The 17,447-nt window shown below is 32.8% G+C and carries 14 protein-coding genes; 8 read left to right on the top strand and 6 right to left on the bottom strand.

Features of this window, described 5'->3' with window-relative positions; all coding sequences use genetic code 11:
• Window positions 1-11: 11 nt before the first annotated feature.
• The 6 genes from porV to AC0L3M_RS15370 all read left to right on the top strand — a co-directional run bounded on the left by porV (window position 12) and on the right by AC0L3M_RS15370 (window position 6,303).
• A complete protein-coding gene (gene porV / locus AC0L3M_RS15345; protein ID WP_473431309.1) occupies window positions 12-1,259 on the top strand; it encodes a type IX secretion system outer membrane channel protein PorV in 1,248 nt (415 codons plus the stop codon).
• Between the two features lie 80 nt (window positions 1,260-1,339).
• A complete protein-coding gene (gene cdd, locus AC0L3M_RS15350) occupies window positions 1,340-1,822 on the top strand; it encodes a cytidine deaminase (RefSeq protein ID WP_473431310.1) in 483 nt (160 codons plus the stop codon).
• Between the two features lie 98 nt (window positions 1,823-1,920).
• Window positions 1,921-2,922 carry a pyruvate dehydrogenase (acetyl-transferring) E1 component subunit alpha gene (gene pdhA / locus AC0L3M_RS15355; RefSeq protein ID WP_292942325.1) on the top strand — a complete coding sequence of 334 codons (1,002 nt, stop codon included), beginning with the start codon at window positions 1,921-1,923 and terminating at the stop codon, window positions 2,920-2,922.
• 3 nt (window positions 2,923-2,925) lie between these two features.
• Window positions 2,926-4,569: a pyruvate dehydrogenase complex dihydrolipoamide acetyltransferase gene (locus tag AC0L3M_RS15360; protein ID WP_473431311.1), complete on the top strand. Its 1,644-nt coding sequence runs from the start codon at window positions 2,926-2,928 to the stop codon at window positions 4,567-4,569.
• Between the two features lie 95 nt (window positions 4,570-4,664).
• Complete coding sequence (locus AC0L3M_RS15365) at window positions 4,665-5,627, top strand: M28 family peptidase (protein WP_473431312.1); 963 nt, start codon at window positions 4,665-4,667, stop codon at window positions 5,625-5,627.
• The gene (locus AC0L3M_RS15370) at window positions 5,617-6,303 is read left to right on the top strand and encodes an SDR family NAD(P)-dependent oxidoreductase (protein WP_473431313.1); all 687 of its coding nucleotides are present in this window, start codon (window positions 5,617-5,619) and stop codon (window positions 6,301-6,303) included. Before AC0L3M_RS15365 ends, AC0L3M_RS15370 begins: the two co-directional genes overlap by 11 nt.
• 71 nt (window positions 6,304-6,374) lie before the next feature.
• On the opposite strand, the gene AC0L3M_RS15375 is transcribed toward AC0L3M_RS15370, so the two are convergent.
• The gene (locus AC0L3M_RS15375; RefSeq protein ID WP_473431314.1) at window positions 6,375-6,812 is read right to left on the bottom strand and encodes a hypothetical protein; all 438 of its coding nucleotides are present in this window, start codon (window positions 6,810-6,812) and stop codon (window positions 6,375-6,377) included.
• A gap of 241 nt (window positions 6,813-7,053) precedes the next feature.
• A complete protein-coding gene (locus tag AC0L3M_RS15380; protein ID WP_342862541.1) occupies window positions 7,054-7,548 on the bottom strand; it encodes a hypothetical protein in 495 nt (164 codons plus the stop codon).
• An 83-nt stretch (window positions 7,549-7,631) separates the two neighbouring features.
• On the opposite strand from AC0L3M_RS15380, the gene ctlX reads away from it, so the two are divergent.
• Complete coding sequence (gene ctlX, locus AC0L3M_RS15385; protein WP_292942343.1) at window positions 7,632-8,564, top strand: citrulline utilization hydrolase CtlX; 933 nt, start codon at window positions 7,632-7,634, stop codon at window positions 8,562-8,564.
• Here the strand turns inward: ctlX and AC0L3M_RS15390 are convergent.
• Window positions 8,497-10,629: a tetratricopeptide repeat-containing sensor histidine kinase gene (locus tag AC0L3M_RS15390; RefSeq protein WP_473431315.1), complete on the bottom strand. Its 2,133-nt coding sequence runs from the start codon at window positions 10,627-10,629 to the stop codon at window positions 8,497-8,499. The genes ctlX and AC0L3M_RS15390 overlap by 68 nt on opposite strands.
• Window positions 10,630-10,985: 356 nt before the next feature.
• Between AC0L3M_RS15390 and argS the strand changes: the two genes are divergently transcribed.
• The gene (gene argS / locus AC0L3M_RS15395; protein WP_473431316.1) at window positions 10,986-12,770 is read left to right on the top strand and encodes an arginine--tRNA ligase; all 1,785 of its coding nucleotides are present in this window, start codon (window positions 10,986-10,988) and stop codon (window positions 12,768-12,770) included.
• A gap of 179 nt (window positions 12,771-12,949) precedes the next feature.
• Here argS and AC0L3M_RS15400 read toward each other — a convergent pair whose 3' ends face one another.
• The 3 genes from AC0L3M_RS15400 to AC0L3M_RS15410 all read right to left on the bottom strand — a co-directional run bounded on the left by AC0L3M_RS15400 (window position 12,950) and on the right by AC0L3M_RS15410 (window position 17,395).
• Entirely contained in the window at window positions 12,950-13,879 is a 930-nt protein-coding gene (locus AC0L3M_RS15400; protein WP_473431317.1) for a hypothetical protein, read from the bottom strand.
• Between the two features lie 77 nt (window positions 13,880-13,956).
• A complete protein-coding gene (locus tag AC0L3M_RS15405; protein ID WP_473431318.1) occupies window positions 13,957-16,524 on the bottom strand; it encodes a TonB-dependent receptor plug domain-containing protein in 2,568 nt (855 codons plus the stop codon).
• Window positions 16,484-17,395, bottom strand: a complete 912-nt coding sequence (locus tag AC0L3M_RS15410) for a FecR family protein (RefSeq protein ID WP_473431319.1) — start codon at window positions 17,393-17,395, stop codon at window positions 16,484-16,486. Before AC0L3M_RS15410 ends, AC0L3M_RS15405 begins: the two co-directional genes overlap by 41 nt.
• Between the last annotated feature and the right edge of the window lie 52 nt (window positions 17,396-17,447).

Consider the following 17,447-nt stretch of genomic DNA (forward strand, 5'->3'; position numbering starts at 1 on the left):
AAAATTGATTCATGAAAAATAAAATTTTAATAGCGATAGCTTTCTTTTTATCTCTTAAGGGTATTTCGCAAGATAATGTAGTGTTAATAACACCAAACGTCAATGACTCACGTGTAATTACTACAGGAGTACCGTTTTTATTAATAGCTCCAGATGCTAGAGCAGCAGCAATGGGTGATATGGGTGTGGCAACCTCTCCTGACGCATTTTCTCAGCAATGGAATTCTGCTAAATATGTGTTTTCAGAAACTAAATCTGGTGTGGCAATAAGTTACACACCTTATTTAAGTAAGTTAGTAAACGATATCTTTTTAGGTAACGTAACTTATTTTAATAGACTAAATGATAATAGTGCTTTTGCAGCTAGTTTTAAATATTTCTCTTTAGGTGATATCGAGTTTGTTCAGGACGAGTTTTCTGAAGCGTTGGTACAAAGACCAAACGAGTTTACAGTAGATGTATCTTATGCCTTACGATTAAGCGATCAATTCGGGATGTCTGTAGCTATGCGTTATTTGCAATCTGATCTAAAACTTAATATTGGAGATAATGATACTAAAGCAGCAAGTACTTTTGGTGTGGATATTTCAGGATATTATCAAAGTGAAGAGCAAGCCTATAACGATTTTAATGGTCGTTGGAGAGGTGGATTTGCTATCCAGAATTTAGGTCCAAAATTTAAGTATGATGAAGCTGGTCAAGATAATTTCCAACCAACTAATTTAAGATTAGGAGCAGGTTTTGATTTTATATTAGATCAATACAATACTGTTGGTGTAACTGCAGAGTTTTCTAAGTTATTAGTGCCAACACCTCCTTTAAAAGGTTCAAGACTTGAGTTTACGGATGCTAATGGAGATGGTGCATTTAATGAAAGTGATGGAGATGTTTTAATAAGTAATGATTCGGATTATATCTTATCTGGTCAAGATCCAGACGTACCATTTTTATCTGGTGTATTTCAATCATTTGGAGATGCTCCAGGAGGTTTTAAAGAAGAATTACAAGAATTTACCTATGCCTTAGGTGCAGAGTATACTTATCAAGATTCATTTGCATTTAGAGCAGGATATTTTAATGAGCACGAAACAAAAGGTGCACGTAAGTTTTTTGCATTAGGAGCAGGATTTAAATATAATGTTATAAATGTAGATTTATCATATTTATTCTCAGCCTCTCAAGTACAAAGCCCACTGGAAAGTACACTTCGTTTTTCTTTAACCTTTAATTTAGGTGCAGGAACGTACGATGAGTATTAATTAGTAATAAATAAAATAACTTAAAAACTATTGTGAAAACAATAGTTTTTTTGTCTAAAATAGTTGCGTATATTTAAATTATGAAGGAAGTAAAAATTGAAACAACATTACAGGTATTTGATAATATTAGTGACGTCGCAGTAGATGTACAGTCATTAATGAGTAAAGCTTCAGAAGCTAGAAACAATGCCTATGCACCTTACTCAAAGTTTAGTGTAGGAGCAGCCTTATTACTAGATAACGGAGAAATTGTTACCGGAAGTAATCAAGAAAACGCCTCTTATCCATCAGGATTATGTGCAGAGCGTACAGCTATTTATTATGCTGGTGCAAAATACCCAAAAGCAAAATTTGTAAAAATGGCTATAATAGCTGGATCTCAAGTACATCCAACGCTAACACCAATTCCACCATGTGGAGCTTGTAGACAGGCAATTGCAGAATACGAAGTAAAACAAGATATTCCAATCGAGCTGTTTTTTATGGGAGAAACAGGTAAAGTAGTACGCTCAAATTCATTAGCAAACCTACTTCCGCTTATTTTTGATAAATCAGCACTGTAACTATATCGTTTTCGTAACAAAAATAACTATTTTCAGTTTTTTCATTAATAACTAAAGTGTTACTTTTGTTATTCGTTAAAAAAATACAAACGTCACCAATGCAAAAAGTAACAAAAGAAACGTATATAAAATGGTATGAAGACATGTTGTTTTGGAGAAAGTTTGAAGACAAGCTTGCAGCAGTCTACATTCAACAAAAAGTTAGAGGTTTTCTACACTTGTATAATGGGCAAGAAGCTGTGTTAGCAGGAGCTTTACATGCAATGGATTTAACCAAAGATAAAATGATAACTGCTTACCGTAACCACGTACAGCCAATTGGTATGGGTGTGGATCCTAAGCGTGTTATGGCTGAATTATTTGGTAAAGCAACTGGAACCTCTCAAGGTTTAGGTGGTTCTATGCATATATTTTCTAAAGAACACCGTTTTTATGGAGGTCATGGTATTGTTGGAGGACAAATTCCTTTAGGAGCAGGTATTGCTTTTGGAGACAAATATCATGGTGTTGATGGTGTAACCATATGTTGTTTTGGTGATGGTGCAGCTAGACAAGGGTCTTTGCATGAGTCTTTTAACTTAGCAATGTTATGGAAGTTGCCAGTAGTTTTTGTTTGTGAAAACAACGGTTACGCAATGGGTACATCTGTAGAGCGTACAGCTAACCATACGGATATCTGGAAATTAGGTTTAGGTTATGAAATGCCTTGTGGACCTGTTGACGGTATGAATCCAATCAAAGTAGCAGAAGCATTTGACGAAGCTATACAACGTGCACGTCGTGGTGATGGACCAACATTTTTAGAGGTTAAAACGTATCGTTATAGAGGTCACTCTATGTCTGATGCACAACACTACAGAACAAAAGACGAAGTAGAAGAATACAAAAAATTAGATCCTATAACTCAGGTTAAACAAATCATACTTGATAATGATTATGCTACAGAAGCAGATATCAAAGTAATTGATAAGCGTGTTAAACAACAGGTTGCTGAGTGTGAGAAATTTGCAGAAGAGTCTCCATATCCAGAAAAAAATGTGATGTACGACGCTGTTTATGATCAAGAAGATTATCCATTTATAGACCATAAAATAAAATAAGCTATGGCAGAAATTATAAACATGCCACGTTTAAGTGACACCATGGAAGAAGGGACTGTTGCTGCTTGGTTAAAAAAGGTAGGAGATAAAATAGAAGAAGGAGATATTTTAGCAGAAATCGAAACCGATAAGGCAACGATGGAGTTTGAGTCTTTTCATGAAGGTGTTTTATTACACATTGGCGTACAGGAAGGCGAAACAACTAAAGTTGATCAACTTTTAGCTATTATTGGTGAAGAAGGTGAAGATATCTCTGAGTTGCTAAACGGTAGTAAAGAAGCGTCTTCTCCAGAAACGACTGACGACAAATCTGAAGAGAGTACAGAAGATAGTGTAACTGAAGAAGATCAATCTAGCTCAGGTACACAAGACATTCCAGAAGGTGTAACAGTAGTTACAATGCCAAGGTTAAGTGATACCATGGAAGAAGGTACTGTAGCAACATGGTTAAAAAAAGTAGGTGATGTAGTAGAAGAAGGAGATATCCTTGCAGAAATTGAAACCGATAAAGCTACTATGGAGTTTGAATCATTCCAGTCTGGTACATTATTATATATCGGATTAGAAGAAGGGGACTCTGCTAAAGTAGATGCATTATTAGCAATTATTGGACCTGAAGGGACTGATGTTTCTGGTATAGCTAAAAACTTTAAAGTATCAGGTAGTGATACTAAAACAGACGATAAGCCAAAAGAAGCACCTAAAAAGGATGCGCCTAAGCAAGAGGCTAAACAAGATAATAAGCCAGCAGCAACTGCTCAAGCAGAAACATCTAACACGTCTACAGGTCGTATATTTGTATCGCCTTTAGCTAAAAAAATTGCTGAAGAAAAAGGGATTACTTTATCTCTTGTAAAAGGATCTGGAGAAAATGGACGTATTGTTAAACGCGATATCGAAAACTTTACACCAGCTGCAGCAGCACAATCATCTGCACCAGTTGCTAAATTTGTTGCTTCAGGTCAAGAAGATTTTGATGAGAAACCAAACTCTCAAATGCGTAAAGCAATTGCTAAAAACCTAGCTAAATCTAAGTTTTCTGCACCACATTACTATTTAAATGTAGAGTTTGATATGGATAATGCTATGGCGTTTAGAGCTCAGTATAATTCAATTCCAGATGTTAAAATTTCTTTTAATGATATGATTGTTAAAGCATGTGCTTTAGCATTACGTCAACATCCACAAGTCAACTCACAATGGTTTGACGATAAAATGAGATTAAATAATCACGTTCATATCGGAGTAGCAGTAGCTGTTGAAGACGGATTGTTAGTACCAGTTGTTAAGTTTGCAAATGAGCAGTCTTTACCACAAATTGGAGCAGCAGTTAAAGACTATGCAGGTCGTGCTAGAAATAAAAAACTATCATTAGATGAGATGGAAGGTAGTACTTTTACTATTTCTAATTTAGGGATGTTTGGTATAGAGAGTTTTACGTCTATCATCAATCAACCTAACTCAGCAATACTTTCAGTAGGAGCAATAGTTCAAAAACCAGTAGTAAAAAATGGTCAAGTGGTACCAGGAAATACTATGAAGTTAACGTTGGCTTGTGATCACAGAACTGTAGATGGAGCAACAGGAGCACAATTCTTACAAACATTAAAAGGGTATATTGAAAATCCAGTAACGATGTTAGTATAAGGTTTTGCAATAGCAAAAATTTAAATTATATAAAATCCCATTTCAATATATTTGATTTGGGATTTTTTTATCTTTAAACTCAAATCAAACTAAATATGAAAAAAATATTATTAGTATGCGCATTAGCTGTAATGGTTAATGCTTGTAAAACAAAAGTTGATACGACCACTTTAGATCCAAAAGATTATACCGTTACTACCCAAGAAATTGAAGATATTGTAACTTTTTTGGCATCTGACGATCTAAAAGGAAGAAATACAGGAACAGAAGGTATTGGTGAAGCAGCAAACTATGTTGAGTCTAAGTTTAATGCTTATGGTATTAAGCCATTTTTTGATACTTATCGTGACAATTTTAAAGTAGGTGATTTGGACGCTTATAATGTGGTTGGCTATTTAGAAGGTAATGATGCTACATTAAAAAATGAATTTATTGTAATTGGTGCACATTATGACCATATAGGTCAAAGTAAGACGGTTGCAAATGACAGTATAGCTAATGGAGCTAATGATAATGCAGCTGGAACTAGTGGTGTTTTAGCCTTAGCAAAATATTTTGGTACTAAAAAGACTAATAAAAGAAGTTTACTTTTTGTAACTTTTTCTGCGGAAGAAAAAGGGTTGTTAGGTTCTTCTCATTTAGCAAAACGATTAAAACAAGATAATTTTAATATGTACACAATGATTAATCTTGAAATGATTGGTGTGCCTTTTAAAGACAGAGATTACATTGCATTTGTTACAGGTTTTGATAAGTCTAATATAGCACAAAAAATTAATGAATATTCTGGTGCTAAAGTAGTAGGTTATTCAGAGGTTGCTGCCAAATATAATCTATTTAGACAGTCAGATAATTATGCTTTTTACAAAGAGTTCAACTTACCATGTCATACGATCTCTTCATGTGATTTATCTAATTACGACTATTATCACCACGTAGATGATGAAGCAGATAAGTTAGATTACAATCATATGGTACAATTAATTAATAGTATTATTCCAGGTATTGAAAAAATGAGTAATACACCAACAAAAGAAATTACATTAAATGAAAATTAAAAATATAATTATAACAGGAACAAGTCGTGGTATTGGGTTTGAATTAGTGCACATTTTTGCTAATCAAGGCCATAACGTTTTAGCGTTGTCTAGAAATGCACAACCTGTAAATAACCTTCATTTTGATAATATAACTTCCTTTTCGTTTGATTTAGGTAATACTGAAGATTATAAAAAAGTGAATGCTTTTATCAATGATAATTGGAAACAAGTAGATATTTTAATCAATAATGCAGGAGCTGTTTTAAATAAACCTTTTGCAGAAACAAGCATGCACGAATTTGAAAACATCTATAAAACAAACGTGTTTGGTGTTGCCGAAATGACAAGGACTGTTTTATCTTATATGAATAAAGATAGTCATGTTGTTACAGTTAGCTCAATGGGAGGCGTACAGGGTAGCATGAAGTTTGCAGGACTGTCTGCTTATAGCTCAAGTAAAGGTGCTGTTATTACGCTTACTGAGCTGTTAGCTGAGGAGTATAAAGAAACTGGACCTTCATTTAACGTGTTAGCGTTAGGCGCTGTGCAAACTGAAATGTTAGAAGAAGCATTTCCAGGTTATCAAGCACCAACTACAGCTAAGCAAATGGCAGATTATATGGCTAATTTTGCATTGACTGGACATAAATTATACAACGGTAAACTATTACAAGTTTCTAACTCCACACCATAAAAAAAACTATACCAAATAAAAATGGCTGACTTAATTAAAAGTCAGCCATTTTTTTAAATATAATACTTGTATTACACACGTTCTAATGCAGCATAGGCTTCAGCACTTGAAAACTTATCTTCAGAAAAGACATTGTATTCTAAAACCTTAATGACTTGCATTAATTGATTAAAATCTTTCTTTTTATAGACGTCTTTTAAGCTGTCATGAACTTTAAAAAACATTTCTGATTTTTGGTTCTCAGCATTGGTTCCGTAAAAAAATAAGATTTCGTTTTTTTTAGGTTTAAAAAAATTATAATCATCCACAATACTAGCGGTTTCATTATAATATATTTTTATATAGACTTTTTCATTGTCAATAACATGGTCTAGATTTAAATCTTTTGGTTGTAATCTATATCTAGTGACTTGCAGATAGTCGGTAGAATTTGCTGTTTCAACGTTGTTTTGCTGAGCTTGTAATGTACTTAGGGAAAGCACAAACAAGAGAATAAGGGAAAATCTCATAGTTGCTATTAATCAGTTAGGTGCAAAGGGAATGCTATTAATATACCACTAAGAAAAGATATTTTTAATTATAAAACAAATTTTTCTATTGTTTAATCGTATGTTTTTAACATTTAATCTAAATTATTAATAGTCTTTGGTTGGTTTATGTTGGATATCGATGTTTTTATCCTTTTATTAAATCCCTATTATCAGGGATTAATTATTAAGCGTATCGCTATAAAAACTAATTATTAAGTGATTATAATTTTAATGTAGTTTCAATATTGGTCTTATATATTTTGGTATAACGTTCTCCAAATGTATCAATTACAATAGCAGCAGCTAGATGGATCATTAAAGCTGTAAATATGCCAAAATAGATGGGTTTAAGGTTAATCTTAGATAACACAATAGCTAAGGTTATAAATGTTATGGCATAAATTAATTTAAGGATAAAAAAGGCTTTCAGGTTTTTATCCACAACTATTTTGTCAGTCTTTAAATAGTTGTCTTTATTACTTTCAAATTGTTCTATTTTTTTATTTACGTTATTTTGATTGTTTACTAAAAAGTAACCAGTTATAAATAATCCAGCTTCTATTAATCCAATGATTAACATGGTAATCGCAAAGACTTTAAATTGTGGTTTGTTAACGTAAAAAATTATACCAGTAGTAATAGATAATAAGCCTATAATTCCTGCGCTTAAGCCAAGTAAACGCTCACTTTGTAAATATTGTTGTACAAATTCCATAAGGTGATTTTTAAGATTTCAATTTACTTATTTTTTAAATGCTTTTCTTTTTAAATTAATTTACTTTTGTGAAAAATTTTAATATGCATCAAACAACAAATACAATATTAATGATTCGTCCTGTAAATTTTAGGATGAATGAGCAAACAGCAGTAAATAACTATTTTCAAGAGGATTTAGATCTTAAAAATGTCGAAATAAATAAAAAAGCTCAAGACGAGTTTGATGCTTATGTAGATAAACTTAGAGCTGTAGGTGTAAATGTAATTGTGATAGATGATAAGGCATCTTTGGATACTCCAGACTCTATTTTTCCAAACAATTGGGTGAGTTTTCATGAAAATGGTGACATCGCTATGTATCCTATGTTTGCTGAAAATAGAAGAAGAGAAAGACGCGAAGATGTGTTTTTAAGATTAGAACAAGAAGGTTTTAAAATTAATAATATTATAGATTACACATCTGCAGAGGACGAAGGGCTATTTTTAGAAGGTACCGGAAGTTTATTGTTAGATCGTGTAAACGAGATTGCTTATTGCGCATTATCACCAAGAGCTGATGAGGATTTATTTATCGAGTTTTGCGAAGATTTTGAATACACACCAGTCGTTTTTACTGCAAATCAAACGGTTGATGGTAAGCGTTTACCAATTTATCATACTAACGTGATGATGTGTTTAGCAGAGACTTTTGCTGTCATATGTTTAGATACTATTGATGATAAAAAAGAACGCAAAAATGTGGTGAGTAACTTAGAGAAAAACAACAAAAAAGTTATTAAAATTACTGAAGCACAAATGCACCAATTTGCTGGTAACATGTTGCAAGTTAAAGGTAAGGATGATAAACTTTATTTAGTGATGAGCCAAGCTGCTCATGACAGTTTAACACCAACTCAAATACAATTAATTGAAGCACATTGTCCAATATTATCAAGTAGTTTAGAAACTATTGAGACTTGTGGAGGTGGTAGCGCTCGCTGTATGATGGCTGAGGTGTTTCTACCAAAGGTGTAGTTTTAGTATCACTTAAATTATCAATTCTACTTTTAGGGAGTTCTATATAAAAAGTGCTCCCTATATTTAGTTCGCTTTCCACCCAAATTTTACCATTGTTTAAGTCTACTAACTCTCGGCATATAGTTAGTCCCAATCCAGTACCTTTTTCTTTGTTGGTACCTCTAGTGGTAAATGTATTGTTACCAAAAAGTTTGCTTTGGTTTTCTTTAGTAATACCAACACCTGTATCTTCAATGCTAATAATAGACTTACCATTACTAATTTGGTTGGTAATTGTAATAAGGTCGCCTCTGTTGCAAAACTTAACAGCATTAGCTAATAGGTTTTGTATTACAATTTCTATCATGCTTCGATCTGCATAAACAAAATCGCGTAATGTTTTATCAATTAGTTTGACACCTTTAGCATCAAATTTTTGATCCATAAGTTTTACCTTCTCTGCAAATACTTCTTGAATATCAAATAAGGTTGGTTTTGGCTCTAAAGACTGCATTTGAGACTTAGACCAGTTTAATAGATTAAATAGTAGTAGTGATGCGTTATTAGCGTTTTCGCTTAGTTCTGGTAATAAACTATGAAATTCGTCTTGCGTAAGCTGTCCTTCTTTTAATAAATCAATAAACCCTTTAGTAGAGGTTAACGAGTCTTTTAAATCGTGAGAGACTATGGAAAACAATTTGTCTTTAACCTTATTAATGTTTTCTAGATGCTTACTTTGCTCTAAAATAGCTTCGTTTTGCAACTCTATTTTTTTATTCTTAGCCTCTAGCTCTCTAGTATATTTTAATCTATTATTTCGTTTTAAATAAAACAGGACAAAAAAGGTTAAGACCACAGCAAAAGCAGCTAGTAGTGCGTAAAAGATTAATTTAAATTTGTCATATTTTTTCTTGCTAACAACCGTATCATTAGTGGTAACAGGTAAAATAATATTATCCACTTCAGCAGTAGTACCATCTAAGGTATCTATTTTTATAATTGCCGATTTTTTATTGTTTTCAGCATCTATTTTTTCCTTTAAACTATAATATTGGCTTTGCCACACATAAGCATTATCAAAGTCGCCTTTAATACTGTCTAACGTGTTCATTAATCTATAATTTTTAAGTAATTGCTCATCATTGTTTAATAAGCGACTTAAATTGGAAGCCTCCAATAATTGTTCCTGTGCAGTACTTAAACGGTTTTGTTTTAGGTATAATTCGCCTAAACTATTTAAAGCAATCAACACACCTTCTTGGTTTTCAAAACGTCTGTTTAGGTTAATGGATTCTAATAAATATCTTGCAGACGTTTTATAATCCTTATCCATTAAATATGCATTACCTAAATAAGGTAAAATGTTTGCTCTAGTGGTTTCGTCATTATTGCCAGCATAACCCAAAGCACTTTCGTAATAACTAATGGCTTGGTTATAATTTTTATTAGAAGTATAAATATCTCCTAGTTTTTTATTGGTAGCAATAAGTCCTTTAATATTATTAATTTTATTATCGACCTCTATCTTTTTTATGTTGTAGGTAATAGCTTTGTCTAAAACATTGGCATTTTGGTAGGCATTAGCAAGACTTTCGTAATTGGTAGATAAATCATTAAAAAGCGATCGTTTTTCTAACTCTTGTATCGCAGACAACGCATAGTTTAAACCAACTTTGTAATTACCATTTTCAATTTCTATAAAGCCAAGATCACTATTTATTTTAGCAACAGTAATGGTGTCTTTAATAGTGGTAAATAACGTTTTAGCGTTTTTAAATTCGCCAACAGCCATTTGGTATTGTCCTTCTTGATGGTGGATTTTAGCTTTGTAGTATGTAATTTCAGCCAATCCTTTTTTGTAGTCTAAGTCTTTAGCTAGTTTTTCACTTTGCTTAATAAACTTTAATGCTTTGCTGTAATCTTCGGTTTTAAAAAGTAATTTAATAATGCTAACCGACGTATCAACTTTAGAGATATCAGGATCCTGATAAGCTAATTGAATAGTCAAGCTTTCCAGCTCTTCTTCTTGCGAAAAGCCAAAAGCTAAATTTAGTAGGCATAAAAGGACAATCAGTCGCTTCATTTAAATATACAGCATTACAACAAATGTAAGATAAATTGCACATAAAAGCAATCTAACAGCAATTAGGGTAATGACTTAATAGTTAGTTTGATTACAGAAGAAACTGGAGGGATTTTTCTTCGAGGGTTAAAAATGATTATTAAAATGCTGATATCATAATTTTTAAGTGGTAATGCCAAAAAATTAGACTAACGGTATTTTTATTATTTTTAGACTTACTTAGCATATATAATAACAATTATGTTAAAGTTGTATTTTACTTTTTTTAATCCAATACTCCAAGCTAATAAGGATAACAAAAAGCCTTAGTTTATGCTCAATAAATGCTATATTTGCCCTTTCAAAAAATATAATCAATGAGCCTTCAAAACATCTTAGAGCAACACGTTAAACAAGCCTTTAAATCCGTTTATAGCGCAGATTTAGAAACTGTAGAATTCCAAGCAACACGTAAAGAATTTGCTGGAGATATTACAGTAGTTGTGTTTCCAATGTTAAGGGTTGTAAAAGGTAATCCTGTGCAAATAGGAGAAGCTATTGGTAACTATTTGGTGGATAATGTCGCAGAAGTGGAAGGGTTTAACGTTGTTAAAGGCTTTTTAAATCTAGAGATTCAGGCATCGTATTTTGTAAATTATTTTAATACTATTAAAGATCAAGACACGTTTGGTTTTGTTAACGCTTCCGCGGAAAATAAAGCCGTAATGGTTGAGTATTCTTCGCCAAATACAAACAAACCATTACACCTTGGTCACATCCGAAACAACTTATTAGGATACAGTGTTGCCGAAATTTTAAAGGCGTCTGGTAAAAAAGTATACAAAACACAAATTATAAACGACAGAGGAATACATATTTGTAAAAGTATGTTAGCTTGGCAACGTTTTGGTCATGGTGAAACACCAGAATCTACTGGTTTAAAAGGCGATAAATTAGTAGGTAACTACTACGTTAAGTTTGACCAAGAATATAAAAAAGAAATTGCAGCGTTAATAGCTGAAGGTAAAACCGAAGACGACGCAAAAAAAGAAGCACCAATTTTAGTAGCAGCACAACAAATGCTACAACAATGGGAAGCAGGAGATAAGGATGTTGTTGCTTTATGGCAAACCATGAACGGTTGGGTATATAAAGGTTTTGAACAAACGTATACTAACTTAGGTGTAGATTTTGATAACTTATATTATGAAAGTCAAACCTACCTTTTAGGTAAAGAGTTTGTTGCCGAAGGTTTAAAATCTGGCGTGTTCTTTAAAAAAGAAGATGGATCTGTTTGGTGCGATTTAACAGCAGATGGATTAGACGAAAAAATTGTATTACGTTCTGACGGAACAGCAGTTTACATGACCCAAGATATTGGGACAGCTATCCAACGTGTTAAGGATTATCCAGATGTTGGAGGTATGGTGTATACTGTTGGTAATGAGCAAGAATACCACTTTCAAGTTCTGTTTTTAATTATTAAAAAACTAGGCTTTGATTGGGCTAAAAACCTGTTTCATTTAAGTTACGGAATGGTAGATTTACCTTCTGGAAAAATGAAAAGTAGAGAAGGTACAGTTGTAGATGCTGACGATTTAATTGTCGAAATGGCTGACACAGCACAAACCATCTCTGAGGATTTAGGTAAGCTAGACGGTTATACAGATCAAGAAAAAGCAGACCTTTATAAAACCATTGGTTTAGGTGCTTTAAAATATTACATTTTAAAAGTAGATCCTAAAAAACGTATTTTATTTGATCCAAAAGAGTCTATCGATTTTCAGGGTAATACAGGGCCTTTTATACAATATACGTATGCTAGAATCCAATCTATACTGCGTAAGGCTAATATCACAGAGGCTATCACGCTAAGTGCAGACCAAGTGACTTTGGACGACAAGGAGCGTGAGTTAATCAAGCAATTACAATTGTTTCCAGAGGTAATACAGCAAGCAGCAACAAACCACAGTCCTGCGTTAATTGCTAATTATACTTACGACTTGGTAAAAGCCTTTAATAGTTTTTATCAAAACGTATCTATACTTGGTGCAGACACACAAAACGAAATTATATTTAGAGTACAGCTATCTAAAACAGTAGCAAATACTATAAAAAATGCATTTAGCTTATTAGGTGTTGCAGTGCCAGAACGCATGTAAGCTTAATACTTTACCATATAAAAAAAACGCTTTCAATTATTTGAAAGCGTTTTTTGGTTTTATGAGGTTTGGTTTGTTGAATGTGTTTCTTGTTCAATTTGGTTAATAAAAAGATATAGAAAATGCAAACGAAGTTAATTGAAATTTACAAGAAAATCTATACGTACAACTACGTAAATTTAGTCGTTTAAAATCCATGTTACCAAATCTTCCACATCTATAATAGACCAACTATGTGGATGTCTGTCTCCATTGGATCGGTAACCTTTATTTTTGATTGGTATGTATTGCACGTTTTTAAACTGTTGTGCTTGTAGTTGTTCGGCTAACTTTTTAATGTAATACGCATTCATTTGGTCATAATCTGACTTTCGGTTGGTTTTCCACCAAAGTGTGTCAGGCTCTGTGTATAATCGTATTTTTGTATTCTTTAAATGTTGTAAATTTTTTGTGTAGTTACTACTGTAGGTGTACACGCTATTGTTTTTGTAGTGATCTAGATTTGTTTCTGGTGGTCCAAAAGCTTCAGTTAATGTGTTTTGTATCCATGTGCTTTCTTCTACAGATACCTCAGAAAATTGACGCTCTAGATTTTTTTGAGACGCTTTGTATAAGGCTTCTAGGTCAATAGGTGAGTCCACAATAAAGACACCTTTTGGAGTAATGTTATACTGTTTTGAGGCTGTTATAAAATCGCTCAGCAGTAAACTTACAACGCCTCCACTGGAAAAACCACCAATATAAATAGCATCTGTTGGTAATTGGTTATCAGTAATAGCGTTTTGTAATAAGGTAGCTAGTTGTTGTTTGTCTTTTGTGTCTAACCATAGTTTTTGATTGTAGTTAGATAGCAGGACAGCAATGTTGTTTTTTTTAGCGAGTTCCAGAATTTTAAATTCTTTTTTAATGTCCTCTGCTTGTTCCGGAAAACCGCCAAAAAGGATTAGTACTGCTTTTGCTTTTTGGGTAGGCTTATATAATTGGTAATGGGTTGTAATAATGTGTTGGTAGTCAATAGGTGTTTGGGTTGGTGACTGTGGTTGGTTAGTATTATCCTTGCAAGCGGTTATTGCTAACAATAGAAAAAGTATTAGGATAGTTTTTTTCATCTTAAAATGGCGTTGCTTATCAATTGTGCATTTAAAAGGGGCTTTTAAAAAGCTTTAATATTAAGAAAGATAAGCTATTAAAAGCTGTAACGCAAACTAGCGTTTGGTGTTAATCCTAGGGATTTATTATCGATTTGGATGGTTTTATTGTTGTCTTCTGGATCGACTTCAAAATAACGATTAATGGTATTATAGTGGTTGGTTACATTTTTTACACCTGCTCTAAAACTAAGTTTTGAGTCCTTTGTAAAATTAAAGTCATAATTAATAGACGCGTCCAATCTAAAAAATGGATCCACATTTTGACTGTTTGGTTGGTCGTAATTAACGTAGTAATTATTATTGATTTGGACGGTTGGGTTACTGGCAAGTGGATTGGTATATGGCTGACCAGAATGCCAAACACTACCTACTGAGAGTTGTAAATTTTGTAAAACGGTATAATTAAACCCTAATGACACCGAGTGTCTTATATCCACATTATTTGGAAATACGGATGGTGTAAAACTGTCAAATTGATAGTCGTTAATACTGTACGTGTAACTTAGCCATGTGCTAAAACGGTCTGCTGTTTTGTTAGCTAAAAACTCGACACCTTTAGACGTGTAATCTCCAATTGCGTTTAAATATTGAAAATTATTGTAAAATCCTTGATTTCTGGCAGTAATACCATGCACAACTTTGTAAAAACTAGTCACATCTAAATTAAAATTATGTTGTTTAAAGTCTATACCAAAAGAGGCTTGTTTGCTTTTTGAAATTGGTATGCTTTGGTTGTCTGCAAGTATCCAACGTCTATTTTCTACACCTAAAAAATCATCCTGAAAATCTACAATTTGCGTTGCAGTTTGATTTTTAAATTCGCCTTCCAATTTTATAGCAAATTGGTTAGATAGTTTTTGTCGCACATTTAATCTAGGTTCAATTAGTAATTGATCAAACTTTTGGAAGTAATTGGCACGTGCACCTAGTCTTACGTACGTGTTGTTTTTATGATATTGTACCTCTGTAAAAAAAGCATGGTTTAGCAAGACATCTTTTTTAGTTTTAGAGTAGGATGGAACAGTGACTGTAGTTTGGTTTAAAATACCAATTTCGTTAAACTGATAGCCATTAATAAAAGATAGATTAGGATTGATTTGGTATTGCGTTTTTAGTTGTAAGTTGGTTTCTGAGACCTCATTAGCTTGTGTTAAACGCTGATTGGTTTGCACACGCAAATCCGAAGCGTCTACGTTGTATTGCGAGTAGCTACCTGACACGTTAGTGCTAAAAGCATTGTTCCATTGTGCATTCCAGTTTGCGCCATAACCTAAATTATCTTGCCTTAAATTACTGCTTTTTGTAGAGGTCGTAGTGTTGCTATCTGTAGTGCTTTCGGTATAATCTAAATTATTATTTATACCAATAATATTGGCTCTAAATTGGTGTTTGTCGTTTAAATCAAAAAGGATTTTTGCAGTATAATCATAAAACACAAAATCGGATTGTGTTGTGCTATTGCCTACATTTGGATTGATGTTAATGTCGCTATCCTGAAAACTTCTTTCAAAATAATTATCATATGTTGGCGTGCTAAATGCATCTGTAATGGAGCGTCGTCCTGAGATATGTAGTGCTAATTTTTTGGATATCGGAATTTCTAAAAAAGCATCTGCACTAATTAAATTAACACCAGCTCCTCCAGAAAAAGTGTTTGTAATTTTATCCTTAGTAAACATATTAATGGTACTAGATACACCATCACTATATTGGCTACTTGTTCCGTTTTTGGTAACCATAACTTTGTTGGTTAAATAAGGATTATAGGCAGATATTAAACCAAAAAAATGTCCAGAATGGTACATTTTAATGCCATCCCAAAGTATTAAGTTTTGGTCATTGGTTCCGCCTCTAACATTTATATTAGCAACACTCTCGTTAACGCTTTCTACGCCAGGAAGTACTTGAATGGATTGTAAAATATCAGGAGCTATTAAACCTGGTAAAATTCCAAATTGTTCTGTGTTTAACACGATGTTTCCGTCTATTAATTTTTGTAATCCTGTGGTTAAATATTTGGTAATTAAAACCTCGCTTAACATCTGGTTGTCTACTAATAGCGTAATAGGTTTGCAGCTTTGTTTGCTATCAAAAAAGGATGTAGCAGTAACAATGTAATCTTTAAATCCTAGATACGAAATGGTTATTGTCGCTTGAAGCGGAATGTCTTTTAAACTAAATTGACCATTATAATCACTAGTCGTGCCTAAGTAAGTGTTGTTTACAGTAATTGAAGCACCTAAAAGACCTTGGTTTGTTTCTGCAGAAAGCACAGTACCGCAAATAGAAATAGTTTTTTCTAACACCGAAACGGTAATGTAACGGTTGTCTATTGTTTTAAAATTTAAAAGCGTATTAGCATTTAGATAGTCTAATGTACTGTTTAGGTCTAAAGTATTATTAGGTCGTGTAATATTAATGTTAGTCACGTCCTTTACAGCATAACTAAATTTGACATTAAAAGTGGTTTCGATTGTTGTTAAATAGTCAGCCAATGGGATCTGTTGGTTTTGACCAAAACCACTAGAAACTATTAATAGATAAAAACCAACAAGCCAATGTCTAACCTCCATAATTATAAAATGTAACGGTTTGTCCTTCAATTTTAAAACTAATTTTTAAAGGTATGGTTATGGATTGTAAAGCAGTGTTTAAATTATTGTGTGTAAAAGTACCAGAAAATAGTTGGGTTGTGTCTACAGCTGTTGCTTTTATTGTGACGTTATATTGACGTTCTAGCTCTGCAATTACCTCTTGTAATGCTATGTTTGTAAAGCTGCTTTCTGCTTGCATCCAATCGGGTTTTGTGGTCGTGTTGTTTGTTATAAGTTCAATGCTTCCGTTAGTAACCTTAAAGCCATTGCCTTTAGGTAGTTTTACGGTTTTGTTATTATGTGTAACACTTACTAAGCCTTCGTAGCAAACCACTTCAAAATAATTGTCACGTTCTTTAACGTTAAATTGTGTACCTAAAACTTGCACTAGTCCAGTAGTAGTGTTAACTGTAAATTTTTGACCTTTTTCTACTTTAAAAAAGGCTTCACCATCTAATTTTAAGTTACGTTGCTTGTCCCACGTTTTTTTGTTGTAGGACAGTTTAGATTTTGCATTTAAAATCACTTCAGAGTTGTCAGGTAATGTAACCGTTTTGTTTTGCGCTATTTGTGTGCTAAACGATTCTGTATTATTAAAAAACACAAAATAAGAACCTCCAAGCATAACAATTAATAGTGCTGCTATCTTTAAAAATGATTTAAAGTTTAAAGTAATAACCTTAGGTTTTGTTTTTGTTAATTGTCTTTGTTTAAATTGTTGCAACGCTTGTTGGGCATCAACTTTAGGAGCTTCAAGTTGTGAGCTGTAATGCTTTATTTTTTCTAAAGTTTTAAAGTCTTCAGATTTTTTTAAATCATCTAATTCTTCATTAGATAACTCGTTATTAAACCATTGTAATATGTTTTTTTCTTTTTTCATTGTAAACGTCCTTCAATATTAAGACAACTAATGTCTTGTTTACCCTACTTGA

This window comes from Olleya sp. KJ81-1, assembly GCF_055808135.1.